We start from the raw sequence: 14,808 nt of genomic DNA on the forward strand, positions 1-14,808 counted from the left end.
ATGGACAAGCATGTTGATATTCTGATTGTGGGTGCGGGCATCTCTGGTATTGGTCTGGCCGCGCATCTTTCCAAACACTGCCCGCAGCGCACCTTTGAAATTATCGAGCGTCGTGAGAGCTTTGGGGGCACTTGGGATTTATTTAAATATCCGGGTATTCGTTCCGATTCGGATATGTCGACCTTTGGCTTTAATTTTAAGCCCTGGACGCAAGACAGCATTCTGGCTGATGGCGCTTCGATTAAGAACTATCTGTCAGAAGTGATTGCAGAGTATCAACTGAAATCCAAAATTCATTTCCAGCATCGGGTGCTGTCTGCCAATTATGATAGCCAGACCCAGAAATGGTCTGTCCTGATTGAAAATGCACAGGGCAAAAAACAGACCTGGATCGCCAATTTTGTTCTGGGGTGTACCGGTTATTACAATTATGATCAGGGCTTCCAGCCGGATTTCCCGAATCAGTCGGCATTTAAAGGTACTTTTATTCATCCACAGCATTGGCCGGAAAACTTCGATTATTCTGGTAAAAAAGTGGTGATTATTGGCAGTGGTGCTACAGCTATTACCTTGGTGCCTGCAATGGTCAAAGGCGGTGCAGCGCATGTCACCATGCTGCAGCGCTCACCGACCTATATTGCTTCCATTCCATCGGTAGATTTTATCTATAACAACATGCGCAAGGTGTTGCCGGAGGAGCTGGCTTATAAGCTGACGCGGGCACGAAATATTGGTATGCAACGCGGTGTGTATGCGCTGGCACAGAAACAGCCGAAGCTGCTGCGTAAATTTTTATTAAAGTCAATTGAGATGCAGCTGAAAGGCAAAGTGGATATGAAACACTTTAGCCCGAGCTATAATCCATGGGATCAGCGTCTGTGTGTGGTGCCAGATGGAGATTTGTTTAAAGTGCTGCGTGAAGGGCAGGCCAGTGTTGAAACCGACCAGATTGAAGCCTTTACCGAACAGGGCATCCAGTTAAAATCTGGCAAACATCTCGACGCAGATGTGATTGTGTCGGCTACCGGTCTGCAAATTCAGATTTTAGGCGGGGTTAAAGCCACCATTGATCATCAGCCTTTGGATACCTCGAAACATATGCTGTATCAGGGTGTGATGGTCAGCGATGTGCCGAATATGGCCATGATTATTGGCTATATCAATGCCTCCTGGACTTTAAAAGTTGATATTGCTGCGGATTATATCTGCCGTCTGATTAATCATATGGATCAGCAAGGCTATACCGAAGTGATTGCGGAAGGTGATCCTTCAGAGTTGATGGAAGACACTGTGATGGGCAGTTTAACTTCGGGTTATATTGCCCGTGCCGCGAATGTGATGCCAAAGCAGGGTAAACATGCGCCTTGGCGGGTGAGCAATAATTACCTGAAAGACCGTAAGGATTTAAAACAGGCTTCATTTGCTGATCCGGTGCTGAAGTTCCGTAAAGCAGTCAGTGAGTCTGCACGTAAACCTAAACTGGTGTCTTAAGCACACATCATCATGATCGTGCAATGAACAAAGGAAGCTCAATTGAGCTTCCTTGTTGTTTATATCGGGTTCTACGCTTGTAATGCGTTATAGGGAGCGGGAAATCAGCTCTTTCATAATTTCATTGGTACCGGCATAAATCCGGTTGGCGCGATTGTCTAAATACGCACGGGCAATCGGATATTCCAGCATATAGCCATAGCCGCCATGCAATTGCAGACATTCATCCACCACTTTGGAAAACAGCTCCGAGATTTTGTATTTGGCCGCCGCTGCTGCATCAACACTTAGCTGATCTTCGAGCTGCAGTTCCATACACCGGTCCAGATAGGCGCGGCAGAAATCAATTTCAGTGCGCATTTCCGCCAGTTTAAAGCGGGTATTCTGAAAGGCGCCAATCGGTTTGCCAAAGGCTTTACGTTCTTTGGTGTATTGCAGGGTATGCGCAAAGGCTGCTTCGGCACCAGCCTGGCAGATAATCGCCACAATCATGCGTTCCCAGGCCAGCTCTTTCATCAGCATGATAAAGCCCATGCCTTCCATGCCGAGCAGGTTTTCTTTGGGTACCCGGACATTGTCAAAAAACAGCTCGCAGGTGTCCTGACCTTTCATACCAATTTTATTCAGCGGTTTACCTTTGCTAAAACCGGCACGATCTGCCTCGACCATAATCAGCGACAGGTTGGCAGAACCTTTGTCACTATTGCCAGTTTTACACACCACAATCGCCATATCGCATAAATAGCCATTGGTAATAAAAATTTTAGAGCCGTTAATGACGTATTCATCGCCCTCTAAAAATGCCGTGGTGCGTACTGCCTGTAAATCTGAGCCTGTGCCCGGTTCGGTCATGGCAATGGCGGTGACCACTTCACCTGTCGCCATTTTCGGCAACCAGTACTGTTTTTGCTGTTCGTTGCCAAAATTATGAATATAGTTGGCGACAATATCGGAATGCAGCGAGAAGCCGGTGGCCGAGTCGCCGGCATAGGCCTGTTCTTCAATCAGAATCATACTGTAGAGGCGATCTACCCCGGAGCCACCATACTGCTCTGGCATGGTGGTACACAGCAGCCCCAGTTCACCGGCCTTGTTCCATAAATCGCGGTCTACATGCTGTTGCTGTTCATATTTTTCCGTATTCGGCAAAACTTCCTTTTCATAAAACTTGCGCACTGTATCACGGAATGCCTCATGCTCACTCTGAAATAATTTTCGTGGCAACATGTTGTTGAGTGGGCGAATTGCAGCAGATTGCATGGTTAGAGTTCCTTCACTTATTTTTATGCCTTGAAACTAAAGCAAACAGAGCCGGCAGTACAATGTGCAGAAACATCATTTCTGGCTTTTTGCTGGCGGTTTTGGTCAGTCCGATAAATTCATCGAAACTTTTTCTGGGCTGGGTTAAACTAATTGCGATATCAATATGATGTGGACCAAACCATGAGTGAAGACATTAGCTTAGAAGAGCGTAAAGTGATTTATCGTGCCCGTCGCGGTTTAAAGGAAATTGATGTCTACTTTGATCCTTATGTGAAAAACTATTATTTAACCGCTGATCCGGAAGAAAAAGCCACGTTTGCGGCGCTGGTTGAACAGGAAGATCCGGATTTACTGGACTGGTTTATGGAAGTGTCTGAACCGCCACGTCCGGAAATGCGCGAGCTGATCCGTAAATTAAAACACTATGTCCACGGCTAAGCGCGACTTTCAGCTGAAACCGAGCCGTCTGGCGCTGCTGTTTCAGCTGAGCCTGCTGATTCTATTTTCTGTTTTAAGTTTTCAATTATTACATCCGCTGCTTTGGCTGCTAGGTCTGCTCCTGGCGGCTGTCAGTTATTACGGGTTTCAGCGACGCTCCCAATTAACCGCCTTGGCGCATTTAGATGGGGCAGAGTGGAGTCTGCAGTTTAATTCTGGCTCCAAGATTCAACGCGGTCTGCTCGAGCATATTCTGGATCATCAGCTGTATCTGGTGCTGTATTTTCATCATGCACCGGTCAAATCTGCAGTCATCTGGCGTGACCAAGTTTCGTTTGCAGAGTGGAAAGCCTTAAAAACATTGGCAAAAACCATCTAATTGTCAGACAGTTGTATATTTTAATATAGAAATAAGGTATTTATTTTAAATAAATTTATAAAGTCTACCATTTTATTTGTCCTACACAGTCACGGTAAATTGGCAAAAAATACCGATTGTTGGACAAAAGCCTCTTGTGTTTGAAAATTATCCAGATATATTAAAGACACCAACAGCAAACAGGGAAATCGCCAGGGTGATCGCCACGTGAATGTTTCTGGTCATCGCAATTGTGTTCAATTGTGGCTGGATGATGAGGAAGCTTGCTGAAGGAACGAATTGCACCAATAAAATGCCCGTAATTGGGTTCCAGTTAATAAGTAGCATGTGCTGAACCGTCGCAATGCTACTTTTTTTTGCCTAAAATTTGGCTTTCCTGCAAATTCAGTCAATTTTCTTGCCCGCTTTTCATGTCAAAGTACAGCTCTCAGATTAGAGTAAATGCTCTTTTATTCAGATAATGCATCTGATATGTTTGTTGCCATGGACATAAACACAATTATAGAGGACAGGAAAATGTCGCAAGTCCAAAAAATCTGCCAGGGTGTGGCGGTTATTGCATTCACAACAACACTTCTTTCCGGCTGTTCACAAGTGGTGAAAACCGGTGCCAATGTGGCTTTAGGTTTTACAGAAAAACATATTGTTCCTCCCATTCTGGCTATGGATGATGCCGAAATGGTCTGTAGCAGCGGCAATTCCTTGACCCCTGCAATTATGGCCACCAAAGATATGGGGGCAGACCCGACCCGGGTTGCGGTGCTGATGTATTCAGCCGCCGGTATCTGTGCGGAAAACCGTGCCCTAGATGCCGAGCTGCGTTATTTGCGTGCGTCAAAAGCCGGACAGGTCAGTGAAGCGCAAGATGCCCGGATTGAACAGAAACGCTGGGCGGCTATTGCGGCACAGCGCCAATATACCGGTTATCAGTTATTCCAGAATCGCTGGGAAAAGAAATACAGAAAACCACTGGGTGAAGGCTGCCCGAAAATGAACAGCGATATTGATCAGACCGTGTATTTGCTTGGCATGATCAGTGGTTTACAGGCCATGACCAATGATATTAACTCTGGCGGTGCGGTGCATGTGCCTAAAGATATTGCTGCCGTGGTCGAGCGTGGCATGACCTGTCTGAACAATGAAAAATTCTGGGGTGCACCACAAGCCACCCGTGCCGTGATCTGGACCTTGTTGCCAGGTGCGGGAGATGGCAAACCGGAGCCGTATCAGACCCTGAAACAGTCGATGCAAATTGGTGAGCAGAAAGGTGTGCGCCTGTCGCATGCCCTGTATGCAGTGGCCGCGCAGGCCAGCGGCGATGATGCCAAGATTCGTGATGCGCTAAAATCATTTGCGGCTGCACGCACCGAAGAAAAACCAATTAACCCGCAATTCAAGCTAATTGACAGCATGGCTGCCACCATGGTGCAGGGGATTTCAGACCGTTACTGGACTGAAAATACCGGGGTACGTACTGCCGATGATGGCATGAGCCGTTTCTGGGATGAGCAGGACAATGCGTCTGAGCTGGATGATTTATTTGGTGAAGATACAAGCGCTGATCCAGATACGGAACTCAACAATCTGTAAATAGTCGCTACGAGGAGGACGCTTTATACTTAAAAGATTCAACAGGGACAACGACATGACACTTCATTTTTTCAGTAAGAAAATTATTTTTATTGCCGTGTTTATGTCGCTGGCGGCCTGTTTGCAGGTGTTTGCGGATCATTTTATTTATTGGCGTCCTGCTCTGTTACAAGAATTCTGGCGCTTGTGGACAGCGCATTGGGTGCATGTGGGCTGGGTGCATTATCTGCTGAATATTCTGGCCTTTGCCTGTTTGCCTTTTATTTTTCCGCGGGTCAAAACCTGGCATTTTGTCAGCCTGTTATTACTATTACCTCCGGCCATCAGTTTCAGTTTCTATGTCCTGTTTCCACATATTGAAGCCTATGCCGGCCTGTCTGGGGTGCTGCATGGAGCCTATATGGCGGTGGCAGTAGTGCATCTGCTTGATGCTCAAGAACGCCGGTTTGCTGCGCTGGTATTGCTGCTGATTCTGGCCAAACTGCTGTGGGAAAATACCTTTGGCAGTAAGGAAACGGCCGAGCTGATTGGTAGCCCGGTACTGGTCGAGGCACATTTGCTGGGCGTGATCTGGGGTGCGGGATTGGCGATGGTCTACCTGATCTATACCTACAGCTTGAAAAAGTGATCCAGTTGACCATTTCTACCAAAAAGAAAATGAATATTGTCATTTTAAATGAATGTACTTTGATGCACATTCGAAAAGAATGACAACAAGATTTGAATAGCAGCAGGATGGCTGCTTGCTACAGGATGCGCGAAATACGGCCCTGTTGCCGTTTCCGAAAATAAAAAAACAGGAAAAAATATGTCAAATCAAGGACAACGCAGATCCGGACTGGATCTGCTCAGATATATATGGACAGAATGGATTTCTGCCTTTGTGATTCTGGTGCTGCTGCTGCTGACGCTGATCATTGGAACCGGTGAGATGATTCACGGCCAGCTGTTGCGTATGGGCGAACGTCTATACGGTGATCCTGCCACCGGTATGCAGTATTCATTCTTGCGCGCTGAACCAAGTGCCCCTGACTGTGACCGCAACCCGGATATTGACGGCCAGGTGCAGGCACAAATGAAAGCCAATGCGGCCGATGAATTTGCTGATATTTTTGGAACCCCGTCTGAATCGGATGTGCGTGCCTCAATTATGGCCGCGCAGCAGGTCTGTGAAGAAAAATATGTGTTTTATGATCAGGCTGTGCAGCATATGCAGGCGCATCCAAGTTTACGCACCTATCGCAGTGTAGAAACCACCTTCTTTGGCATCTTTAAATTTGGTACTGAAAACCGTGCCTTGCTGCTGGTGTTGATGGTGGTGTTTGCCGCGATTAGTGCCACTTTAAAAACCCATCATATTGGTTTGCGTGGGCCTGCCACACGAATTGATTATCGGATATATACCACCTGCATGACCGTGGCCAATGCCTTTCTGGCGTTCTCGGCCTATAGCCAGTATCGTTCGGTGCTGAATTCCGGGGTGCCGATGACCGGTGAAATGCAGATCATTTACTGGTTGTGGATGATCCTGTTTAGTGCGCTGACCCTCATCAGTTTATGGCAGTTTGTTCGTCCGCCTGCACCAACGCGAGAAGGCGGCAGTCTAGGTCTGGCTTTCCTGAGTGTACCGCTGTATGCCTATATGGCCATTATTACCGGTATTGCCTTTACCTTCTTCATGGATTATCCAATGGGGCAGGGGATTTACCTGGGCCAGCTGGTGGAATTCTCCAGCATCTTCCTGAATCTGGCGCTGTTTATCTGGGCCGGTATGCTGCTGAAACAGACCCGTGTGGTGGATAAATTCCTGAACATCATGCGGCCATGGAATCTGGCACCCGAAACCCTGACCTGGTTAATCCTGATTGGTGCAGCATTACCGACAGCCTATACCGGTGCCTCGGGGATTTTCGTGATCGCGGCCGGTGCCATCATTTATAAAGAAGTCTGGAATGCTGGCGGGCGCCGTCAGTTTGCCCTGGCAGCAACGGCTTTATCTGGTTCGATGGGGGTAGTCTTACGTCCATGTCTGCTGATTGTGGTTGTTGCCTCTTTAAACAAGGAAGTCACCACCGATGTGCTGTACCACTATGGCGTGTATGTATTCCTGCTGACTACAACAATTTTCCTGGTGGTATCGCTGTTCTTTGCTAAAAGTAAGTTCCGGATTGCTTCACCAGCTGTGGCTGCACCACGATCTTTACGTGCCATGGGTGCGGTGGTGCCGTATGTGATTATTTTCGTGCTGATCTGGATGTTCTACAAATATGCGCTGGACACCAACCTGAACGAATTTACCGCGCCGGTGATGATGCCTGTGATTCTGCTGTTAATTGTCCTGTTTGATAAATTGCGGCATGAACCGGCGCCAATTCCACCAGTAGGTCATTGGGATGAAAGCCTGACAGCAAAATATACCGATTCATCGCAACCGGCGCTGGCGACCGCCAGTGCAGTCAGTGGTGTGGAATACCGCGATGGCGTACATACTGCAACTGAGGATACTGGCATGTCGGCGGATCATAGCGTGGCGGTGTCCGAGCCGGAGCGTGAGGTTGGCTTCTGGAAGTCGATGCACATTTCCATTAGTGAAACCGTGGGGCATATTGGTGCACTGGTGATTTTGATGGCCTTATCGGTCAGTGTCGGCGGCTTCCTGGAACGGATTGAAATCATGGAAGCTTTCCCGACCGATATCAGTAGTACCTTTATTGTGATTAGCCTGATTGTACTGGTGATGGTACTGGTCGGCATGATTATGGACCCATTTGGTGCGGTCATCCTGATTTCTGCCACGGTGGCACCGGTGGCCTACCAGTATGGGATTGAACCGGTGCATTTCTGGATGATTACCCTGATTGGCTTTGAAATGGGCTATATCACCCCGCCGGTCGCGCTGAACCACTTGCTGGCGAGGCAGTCGATTGGCGATGAAGAAGTGGCGGCGGCAGATGCCGAAGTACGCCACAAATCCTTCTACTATCGTTTTGAGCGCTGGATTCTGCCGATTCTGGTGATGCTGCCAGCGATGCTGATCATTGCCTATGTACCATACTTCTTTAAACTGTTTGGCTGGTATCAGTAAGCCAGCCGTTCAACCGTGATGATGACCATACCCTGATCTTTTGCGAAAGGTCAGGGTATTTTTATGGCGCCTGTGTAGGACTGGCTTTTTTAAACAGCAGGCTGCACAGTAAAATCGCAATTAAAATCAGGCCAAAGCCGAGCAGGCTAGACAGATCTGGCAATTCCTGCCAGAACAAAAAGCCCCAGATGCCGGCAAAAATAATCGCAATATAATTTACCGGCCCAATCTGACCGGCAGGTGCCAGACTATAGGCCCGCGACATAAAAATCTGGCTGATATTGGCCAGCACCCCGGCACTGATCAGCAGGCCCAGTTCACTCCATTGATAGCTTCGCCATAGCCAGAACATTGGAATGACTGAAATCAGGGTGCCAATCAGGCAGAAATAAAACACAATCCGTTCTGGTGGTTCGGTTTGCGTCAGGGCGCGCACAGTGACAAAGGCCATTGCGGCCAGAAAACTGGCGCCCAGACCAATGATCGACAGATGATTGAACAGGCCGGCATCTGGTTTGGCCACACAGAGTACGCCCATTAGACCAAACAGGGCGGCGATCAGCATGGCTGCACTGACTTTTTCTTTCAGGAATAACCAGGCAATGAGCGGAATAAAGATCGGGGAAGAATAGGTAAACACCATCGCATTGGACAGTTTAAGCTGGGCAATGGCATAGAAAAAGCCATACATCGCCAGCAGACCGACCACACTACGCCAGGTATGCATCCACAGACGCCGGGTTTTAAAAAAGCCGAGGCCTTTATTGAACAGCAGCGGCAGAAAAATAAACAGGCCAATAAAATTACGGAAGAACACAATAGTGGCATTGTCGACCGTATGCGAGGCGTAGCGGATACACACGCCCATGAGCGAAAACAGAAAAGCAGAGAGGGTGAGTAAGCCAATGGCTTTGATCAGATCATGCTGAGGCGTGGAGGCAGTCATCATCAACCCGGGCGAGGAATAAGGATGTATTCTAGCCGATTTAACGCAGACTGCCGGTCATAATTATTGCTGTTTGAGCTGGGCTTCGAGCAGCTGAATCTGTTCTTCTTTCAGGCGAATCAGTTCATCAGCATCGGCGTGCTGGGCATTGAGCAGCACGGCCTGATCATCTAGCTGTGCCTGCAGATCTTCCAGTTTGGCCATTTCTTCTTTGGCCAGGGTCGCGTTGGTAGCAACCGGCTGTTTCAGAATATCTTCACTCACCAGTTGCTGTGGTACTTCTTCCAGCTGCACCGCTGGTTCTGCTTTGGCTTTAGCCGCAGGTGCGGCCGGCTGACTTAGCAGCTCGGCTTCAGGTGTTACCTCTGCACTCTGGTTTTGGCTCATCCATTGATAAGACAGCACCACAAGTACGATTACGATCAGGCCCCCAATAATGGCCCATAATAGTTTTGAGCTATTTCTCTGATCAAGCGTCATGAATAAATGAACCTTAATTTTTTTACTTAGGATGACGTGGTTTAAATTGAATCACACCCACTTCATCAGGCGCTGCCGGTGGCTGAGGTTCATCGACATGGGTTGGGCGATTTTCGTTATAGCCACAGTCGATACATTCAATCCATTCATCATCACCTGAGGTCAGCATGACCACCCGATCCATAGCCTGGCATTTTGGACATTTTGCGCCTGCAATGAAACGACGTTTGATGGTCATCATACTGATCCTGTGTTCAAATTAAGGCCCTAGTTTAAGCGTTTTTAATTGGCTTCGTCCAACCTTGATGACGCAATAATGCATCTATTTTTGGCTCGCGTCCTCGGAAATTGATAAACGCGTCAAGTGCTGAATCTTTTCCGCCAACTGCTAGAATAAACTGCCTGAACTGCTTTCCGGTGTCGGTGTTAAATACCCCTTCATTTTCGAAGCGATCGAAGGCATCGCTGGCCAAAACTTCGGCCCATTTATAGGAATAATAACCGGCCGCATAGCCCCCGGCGAAGATGTGACTGAAGCTATGCTGGAAGCGGTTGTAATCGGTGGTTGGCACCACTGCATATTTATACCGGATTTCATTCAGCACATCCTGAATCTGGCTGGCGGTCAAGGCTGGGGTCATGCGGTGAATATTCAGGTCAAACAGGGCAAATTCCAGCTGGCGCAGGGTCTGCATGCCGGACTGGAAGAAGCGCGCATTCAGCAGCGCCTGCAGTAAATCATCCGGCAGGGTGGCCTGTGTGTCGATATGCTGACTAAGTACATCCAGGCTTTCTTTGTCCCAAGCCCAGAATTCCATAAACTGGCTTGGCAGTTCCACCGCATCCCAGGCTACGCCGTGAGTGCCGGCCACCGCAATGTTGTCGACTTCCGTCAGCATATGATGCAGGCCATGCCCAAATTCATGGAATAAGGTCAGTACTTCATCATGGGTCAGTAAGGCCGGCTGATCCCCCACGGGCGGGGTGAAGTTACAGACCATATAGCAAATTGGCTGTTGAAGGCCCTGGCTTTGCTGCATGCGCGAACGGAAACCGCTCATCCAGGCGCCGCCACGTTTGCCCTGACGGGCATACAGGTCAAAATAGAAACCGCCAATTACCTGACCCTGATCTTGCAGTTCAAAATAACGGGCGTCTGGATGCCAGACCGGTGCTTCACGCTCGATAATATCGACATCGTATAGACGTTTAACGATGCTAAATAAGCCATCAACCACTTTTGGCGCCGGGAAATACGGTTTCAGTGCTTCCTGAGACAGATTGAACTGGGCCAGTTTCAGTTTTTCTGAATAGAAACTGGTATCCCAGGGTTGCAGCTGCTGAATGCCATCTGCTGCGGCAATGGCTTTCAGTTCGGCAATTTCTTGTTCAGCTGGCTGACGGGCATGTTCGGCCAGCTCAACCAGGAACTGCTCAACTGCTTCGACACTTGGTGCCATTTTGCTGGCTAATGACAGTTCGGCATAGTTGTTAAAGCCGAGCAGCTGGGCCATTTCCTGACGCAGGCTTAAAATTTCTTCCATCACCGCGGTATTGTCAAAGGCCTGATCGGCCGACTGGTCAGAAGCACGGGTGGTATAAGCCTTATATAACTCTTCACGCAGGCTGCGATCTTCAGCATAGGTCATAATGGCCAGATAGGACGGGAAATCCAGCGTCGCAACCGGCTGCTCCAGCTCACGTTGCTGGCCATACTGCTTGAGTAATTCCACACTGCTGGCAGGCAGGCCGGCTAGTTGTGCTTCTGTGAGCGGTTTAAAGTAAGCCTGTGTTGCATCCAGTACATGGTTGGAAAAGTCAGAGGACAGCTGCGACAGGCGCGCTGAAATTTCCGCATAGCGTTTTTTCGCTTCACCTTCCAAGGCCACACCTGACAATTTAAAGTCACGCAGCGCCAGTTTAATTGCGCTTTGTTGCGCTGCGGGTAAGTCATTAAACGTCACTGCATCATGAACCTGCTGATAGGTCTGATACAGCACCGTGTGCTGACCGAGCTGGGTATAGTATTCGCTCAGGCCAGGTAACAGTGCCTGATAGACTTCACGGGTTTCGGCATTATTCATCACCGCATTCAGGTGCGAGAGTACGCCCCAGCTTTCGCTCATCTGGTTTTCCAGGTGATCGACCTGCGCCAGAACCTGCAACTGTGCATCGCTGCTGGCCGGAATGTCTTGGAGTTGCTGTAAAAAGGCCTGCCCTTGGGTGATGGTCTGTTCAACCTGTTGTTTTAATTGGGGCAGCGTAATCTGGTCAAACTGGGGTACTGGCAGGGTTGCCTGTTCTAATGTCATTGCTTTTTTCCATGTTGAAGTCCTGTCTTAGCAATAGATGTAGGGCCTCCAGCGTGGGAAATCAAGCGGTGTGTACAGAATTGCTCAACTTCATACAAAAAAGAGCGCCGTGGCGCTCTATTTCTGATCGGGTTGCTTAGTCCAGCTTGGACTTGGCATTGGACTTTTTCTTTTTCACTTTGGCTTTTTTCTTGACCTTGTCTTTGCTTTCGGCTTTGGTGGTGACTTTTTTCGCCGGCTTTTTGCCATAAGAACTCGGCTTGGATTTGGCCTTTTTCTTCTTCAACGGCTGTTCGCCATCTTCACTCACGGCAAGCTTGACTGGACGATCATGAAAGATTTCTTCGGTGGCTTCAGCACGCGGCGCGGCTTTGGCCACGCGTGGTGCACGGCTGCGGATCGCACGACCGGCATGGGTCAATTGTTTGACCAGCTCGAAATCAATCTTGCGTTCTTCCAGGTTGACTCCGGCCACTTTAACTTTGACTTCATCGCCCAGACTAAAGGTCTGACCGCGTGACTGACCGACCAGTGACTGGCTGGCCTGATCAAACATAAAGAAGTCATCGCCCAGCTGGCTGACGTGAATCATGCCATCGACATACAGATCTTTCAGCGTGACAAACAGACCAAATTCGGTCACGGCAGAAATCACCCCGACAAATTCTTCGCCTAAATGCTGCTGCATATAATGACATTTCAGCCACATGGTCACAGAGCGGGAAGCTTCATCGGCACGACGTTCGGTTTGCGAGAAATGCTCACCGGCATCATCCAGCGCGGCACCCGAAATCGGATATGGTTTCTGGGCCAGATGCGCTTTAATGGCACGGTGCAAGAGTAGATCCGGATAACGGCGAATTGGCGAGGTGAAGTGAGTATAGGCTTCATAGGCCAGACCATAGTGGCCGGCATTGGCCGCGCCGTAATAGGCCTGCATCATCGAGCGTAATAGCACCGCATGAATACTTGGCGCATCAATGCGGTCTTTGGTGGCATCAATCACGGCCTGATAATCGGCCTGGGTTGGCTGTTCCGGGAAATTCAGTCCCAGCAGTTTTACAAATTCACGAACTTTCTGAATCCGTGAAAATTCAGGTGGCTCATGCACACGGTACAGCATCGGAATATCATTTTTGAGCGCAAATTCTGCCGCCGCCACGTTGGCCAGCAACATGCACTCTTCAATCAGTTTATGCGCATCATTACGGGTTCGTGGCAGGATTTCCTGAATCCCGCCGAGTTCGTCGAAGGTCATATAGGTTTCGACGGTTTCAAATTCCATGGCATGACGCTGGGCACGTAAACCTTTGAGTACCTGATACAGCTGGAACAGGGTATTCAGCGATTTGCGTACATCCCGGTCTTCCGGAATGGCAGCGCTGTCGCCGTCAAAATATTGCGCCACCTGGGTATAGGTCAGACGGGCTTTGGAATGCATTACCGCAGGATAGAACTCGAATTTGGTTACCCGGCCGGCACGGGACAGGTTCAGGTCACAGACCATACACAGACGATCAACCTGCGGATTCAGCGAACATAAGCCATTTGATAAGGCTTCGGGTAACATCGGCAAGACAAAATGCGGGAAATAGACCGAAGTGCCGCGTTCCTGGGCTTCATCATCCAGCGGTTTGCCCGTGCGGACATAGTGGCTAACATCGGCAATCGCGACCACTACGCGGTAGCCGCCCCCTGGACGTTTTTCTGCATACACTGCATCATCAAAGTCGCGGGCATCTTCACCATCAATGGTGACCAGAGCTAAATCACGTAAATCGACCCGGCCCTCACGGTCTTTGGCTGACGGTTCTTTAAAACTGTCGGCATCTTTTAAGACATTGTCCGGAAATTCATACGGCAAACCAAACTCTAAAATGGTTTGGGGAATGATGATTTCGGTGTCGGCTTTATCGGCCATCGACTGCACCACATGGCCGGTGGCAAATTCTTCACGGCTTGGATAGTCATCAATGGCGACGCGGACCGAATCGCCCAGATTCAGTTTGGCGTGTTCAACCAGCTCTTTTTCTAAAGTCACCGGCTGATGGCTGTTCGGATTACCCGGCTGAATAAAATATTCACCGTCATACATCGACAGTTTGCCAATGATCTGTTTCACACGGCGCTGCTGGACTTCGGTAATAAAGCCCCAGGCTTTGCCTTTGCGATCGACCGAGGTCTGGCGTACTTTAACGCGGTCGCCATTAAACACCAGACGTAATTCACGCTCGGGTAGCAGGATGTCATTTTGTCCGTCAATATGGGCAGAACCCAGTCCCTTGCTATTAATGTAGACCGTGGCTTCATGGGTAGGCTGCTCGGCGGCAAGCTGGAACTTGAATCCGTCTTTCATGAGCTGGCCATCACGCACCATGGCAATTAAGCGGTGGCTCAGGGCATCAATACTTTTCTGATCGGCAATTTCAAAATATTCAACCAAGTCGGCATGCGACTGGGCCTGTTGCAGTTTTTCAATACTTTCAAGAATCAGTGTGCGACTTGGAATCGGATTATCGTAACGTTCGGCTTCAGCTTTTGCTTCAGGATCGACCCAGTTTTTCATCATGTCTTTGGCTTCAAGTCAGAAGATAGGTTTAGCATAAGTCATGCAGCGTCAGACTGCACGTAAATGATTGCAATAATGTGTTTTAAGTCTTTATTTTAAGATGATTGCGAGTAGATAAAATCACATTCCCCGTAAATTTGCAGAAAATGCCAGGCTAGAAGCAATAAATTGTTTAAAAAATATTTAATTGAGCAAAAAACTGCAAAAAATAGAGTGACTGCGCTTGCAGTGCTACAGTTAAATTTGTATTATGGC

The 14,808-nt window shown here is 48.7% G+C and carries 13 protein-coding genes; 6 read left to right on the plus strand and 7 right to left on the minus strand.

The features are described from left to right. Positions 1 to 1,491, plus strand: coding sequence for a flavin-containing monooxygenase (locus tag VF685_RS07920; protein WP_127801046.1), 1,491 nt, complete (start codon positions 1 to 3; stop codon positions 1,489 to 1,491). A gap of 87 nt (positions 1,492 to 1,578) precedes the next feature. Here VF685_RS07920 and VF685_RS07925 read toward each other — a convergent pair whose 3' ends face one another. Beyond that, complete coding sequence (locus VF685_RS07925) at positions 1,579 to 2,751, minus strand: acyl-CoA dehydrogenase family protein (RefSeq protein ID WP_168416618.1); 1,173 nt, start codon at positions 2,749 to 2,751, stop codon at positions 1,579 to 1,581. A 183-nt stretch (positions 2,752 to 2,934) separates the two neighbouring features. Here VF685_RS07925 and VF685_RS07930 point away from each other — a divergent pair, with 183 nt between their 5' ends. Together VF685_RS07930 and VF685_RS07935 are read left to right on the plus strand one after the other, a co-directional pair. Then, a complete protein-coding gene (locus tag VF685_RS07930; protein WP_005180238.1) occupies positions 2,935 to 3,192 on the plus strand; it encodes an FAD assembly factor SdhE in 258 nt (85 codons plus the stop codon). Beyond that, the gene (locus tag VF685_RS07935; protein ID WP_005180237.1) at positions 3,179 to 3,571 is read left to right on the plus strand and encodes a hypothetical protein; all 393 of its coding nucleotides are present in this window, start codon (positions 3,179 to 3,181) and stop codon (positions 3,569 to 3,571) included. The genes VF685_RS07930 and VF685_RS07935 overlap by 14 nt, the downstream gene beginning before the upstream one ends. 147 nt (positions 3,572 to 3,718) lie before the next feature. Here VF685_RS07935 and VF685_RS07940 read toward each other — a convergent pair whose 3' ends face one another. Next, a complete protein-coding gene (locus tag VF685_RS07940) occupies positions 3,719 to 3,898 on the minus strand; it encodes a hypothetical protein (protein WP_127801044.1) in 180 nt (59 codons plus the stop codon). 189 nt (positions 3,899 to 4,087) lie between these two features. Between VF685_RS07940 and VF685_RS07945 the strand changes: the two genes are divergently transcribed. The 3 genes from VF685_RS07945 (at position 4,088) to VF685_RS07955 (ending at position 8,246) form a co-directional block, all read left to right on the plus strand. Beyond that, complete coding sequence (locus tag VF685_RS07945; RefSeq protein ID WP_005180236.1) at positions 4,088 to 5,161, plus strand: hypothetical protein; 1,074 nt, start codon at positions 4,088 to 4,090, stop codon at positions 5,159 to 5,161. 55 nt (positions 5,162 to 5,216) lie between these two features. Next, positions 5,217 to 5,789: a rhombosortase gene (rrtA, locus tag VF685_RS07950; RefSeq protein ID WP_168393915.1), complete on the plus strand. Its 573-nt coding sequence runs from the start codon at positions 5,217 to 5,219 to the stop codon at positions 5,787 to 5,789. Positions 5,790 to 6,803: 1,014 nt separating this feature from the next. Further along, on the plus strand, positions 6,804 to 8,246 hold the full coding sequence (locus tag VF685_RS07955; RefSeq protein ID WP_407061109.1) for a TRAP transporter large permease subunit: 1,443 nt from the start codon (positions 6,804 to 6,806) through the stop codon (positions 8,244 to 8,246). 61 nt (positions 8,247 to 8,307) lie between these two features. Here VF685_RS07955 and VF685_RS07960 read toward each other — a convergent pair whose 3' ends face one another. The 5 genes from VF685_RS07960 to rnr form a co-directional block, all read right to left on the minus strand. Further along, positions 8,308 to 9,195: a DMT family transporter gene (locus VF685_RS07960; RefSeq protein ID WP_407061108.1), complete on the minus strand. Its 888-nt coding sequence runs from the start codon at positions 9,193 to 9,195 to the stop codon at positions 8,308 to 8,310. Between the two features lie 60 nt (positions 9,196 to 9,255). After that, positions 9,256 to 9,672 (minus strand): hypothetical protein, encoded by a 417-nt coding sequence (locus VF685_RS07965; protein WP_286384625.1) that lies wholly within the window; start codon positions 9,670 to 9,672, stop codon positions 9,256 to 9,258. A gap of 22 nt (positions 9,673 to 9,694) precedes the next feature. Continuing rightward, complete coding sequence (locus VF685_RS07970; RefSeq protein ID WP_286384679.1) at positions 9,695 to 9,904, minus strand: YheV family putative zinc ribbon protein; 210 nt, start codon at positions 9,902 to 9,904, stop codon at positions 9,695 to 9,697. A 40-nt stretch (positions 9,905 to 9,944) separates the two neighbouring features. Continuing rightward, on the minus strand, positions 9,945 to 11,984 hold the full coding sequence (locus VF685_RS07975) for a M3 family metallopeptidase (RefSeq protein WP_127800215.1): 2,040 nt from the start codon (positions 11,982 to 11,984) through the stop codon (positions 9,945 to 9,947). A gap of 136 nt (positions 11,985 to 12,120) precedes the next feature. Further along, on the minus strand, positions 12,121 to 14,553 hold the full coding sequence (gene rnr, locus VF685_RS07980) for a ribonuclease R (protein ID WP_168414306.1): 2,433 nt from the start codon (positions 14,551 to 14,553) through the stop codon (positions 12,121 to 12,123). Between the last annotated feature and the right edge of the window lie 255 nt (positions 14,554 to 14,808).

The sequence above is a fragment of the Acinetobacter sp. Brlt_5 genome (assembly GCF_051949055.1).
Classification (GTDB): Bacteria; Pseudomonadota; Gammaproteobacteria; order Pseudomonadales; family Moraxellaceae; genus Acinetobacter; species Acinetobacter indicus.

Bases quoted from the DNA above. Each gene is read 5' to 3' on its own strand.
- VF685_RS07920 (WP_127801046.1), top strand. From the start codon at position 1: ATGGACAAGCATGTTGATATTCTGATTGTGGGTGCGGGCATCTCTGGT.
- VF685_RS07925 (WP_168416618.1), bottom strand. From the start codon at position 2,751: ATGCAATCTGCTGCAATTCGCCCACTCAACAACATGTTGCCACGAAAA.
- VF685_RS07930 (WP_005180238.1), top strand. From the start codon at position 2,935: ATGAGTGAAGACATTAGCTTAGAAGAGCGTAAAGTGATTTATCGTGCC.
- VF685_RS07935 (WP_005180237.1), top strand. From the start codon at position 3,179: ATGTCCACGGCTAAGCGCGACTTTCAGCTGAAACCGAGCCGTCTGGCG.
- VF685_RS07940 (WP_127801044.1), bottom strand. From the start codon at position 3,898: ATGCTACTTATTAACTGGAACCCAATTACGGGCATTTTATTGGTGCAA.
- VF685_RS07945 (WP_005180236.1), top strand. From the start codon at position 4,088: ATGTCGCAAGTCCAAAAAATCTGCCAGGGTGTGGCGGTTATTGCATTC.
- rrtA (WP_168393915.1), top strand. From the start codon at position 5,217: ATGACACTTCATTTTTTCAGTAAGAAAATTATTTTTATTGCCGTGTTT.
- VF685_RS07955 (WP_407061109.1), top strand. From the start codon at position 6,804: ATGGCCATTATTACCGGTATTGCCTTTACCTTCTTCATGGATTATCCA.
- VF685_RS07960 (WP_407061108.1), bottom strand. From the start codon at position 9,195: ATGATGACTGCCTCCACGCCTCAGCATGATCTGATCAAAGCCATTGGC.
- VF685_RS07965 (WP_286384625.1), bottom strand. From the start codon at position 9,672: ATGACGCTTGATCAGAGAAATAGCTCAAAACTATTATGGGCCATTATT.
- VF685_RS07975 (WP_127800215.1), bottom strand. From the start codon at position 11,984: ATGACATTAGAACAGGCAACCCTGCCAGTACCCCAGTTTGACCAGATT.
- rnr (WP_168414306.1), bottom strand. From the start codon at position 14,553: ATGATGAAAAACTGGGTCGATCCTGAAGCAAAAGCTGAAGCCGAACGT.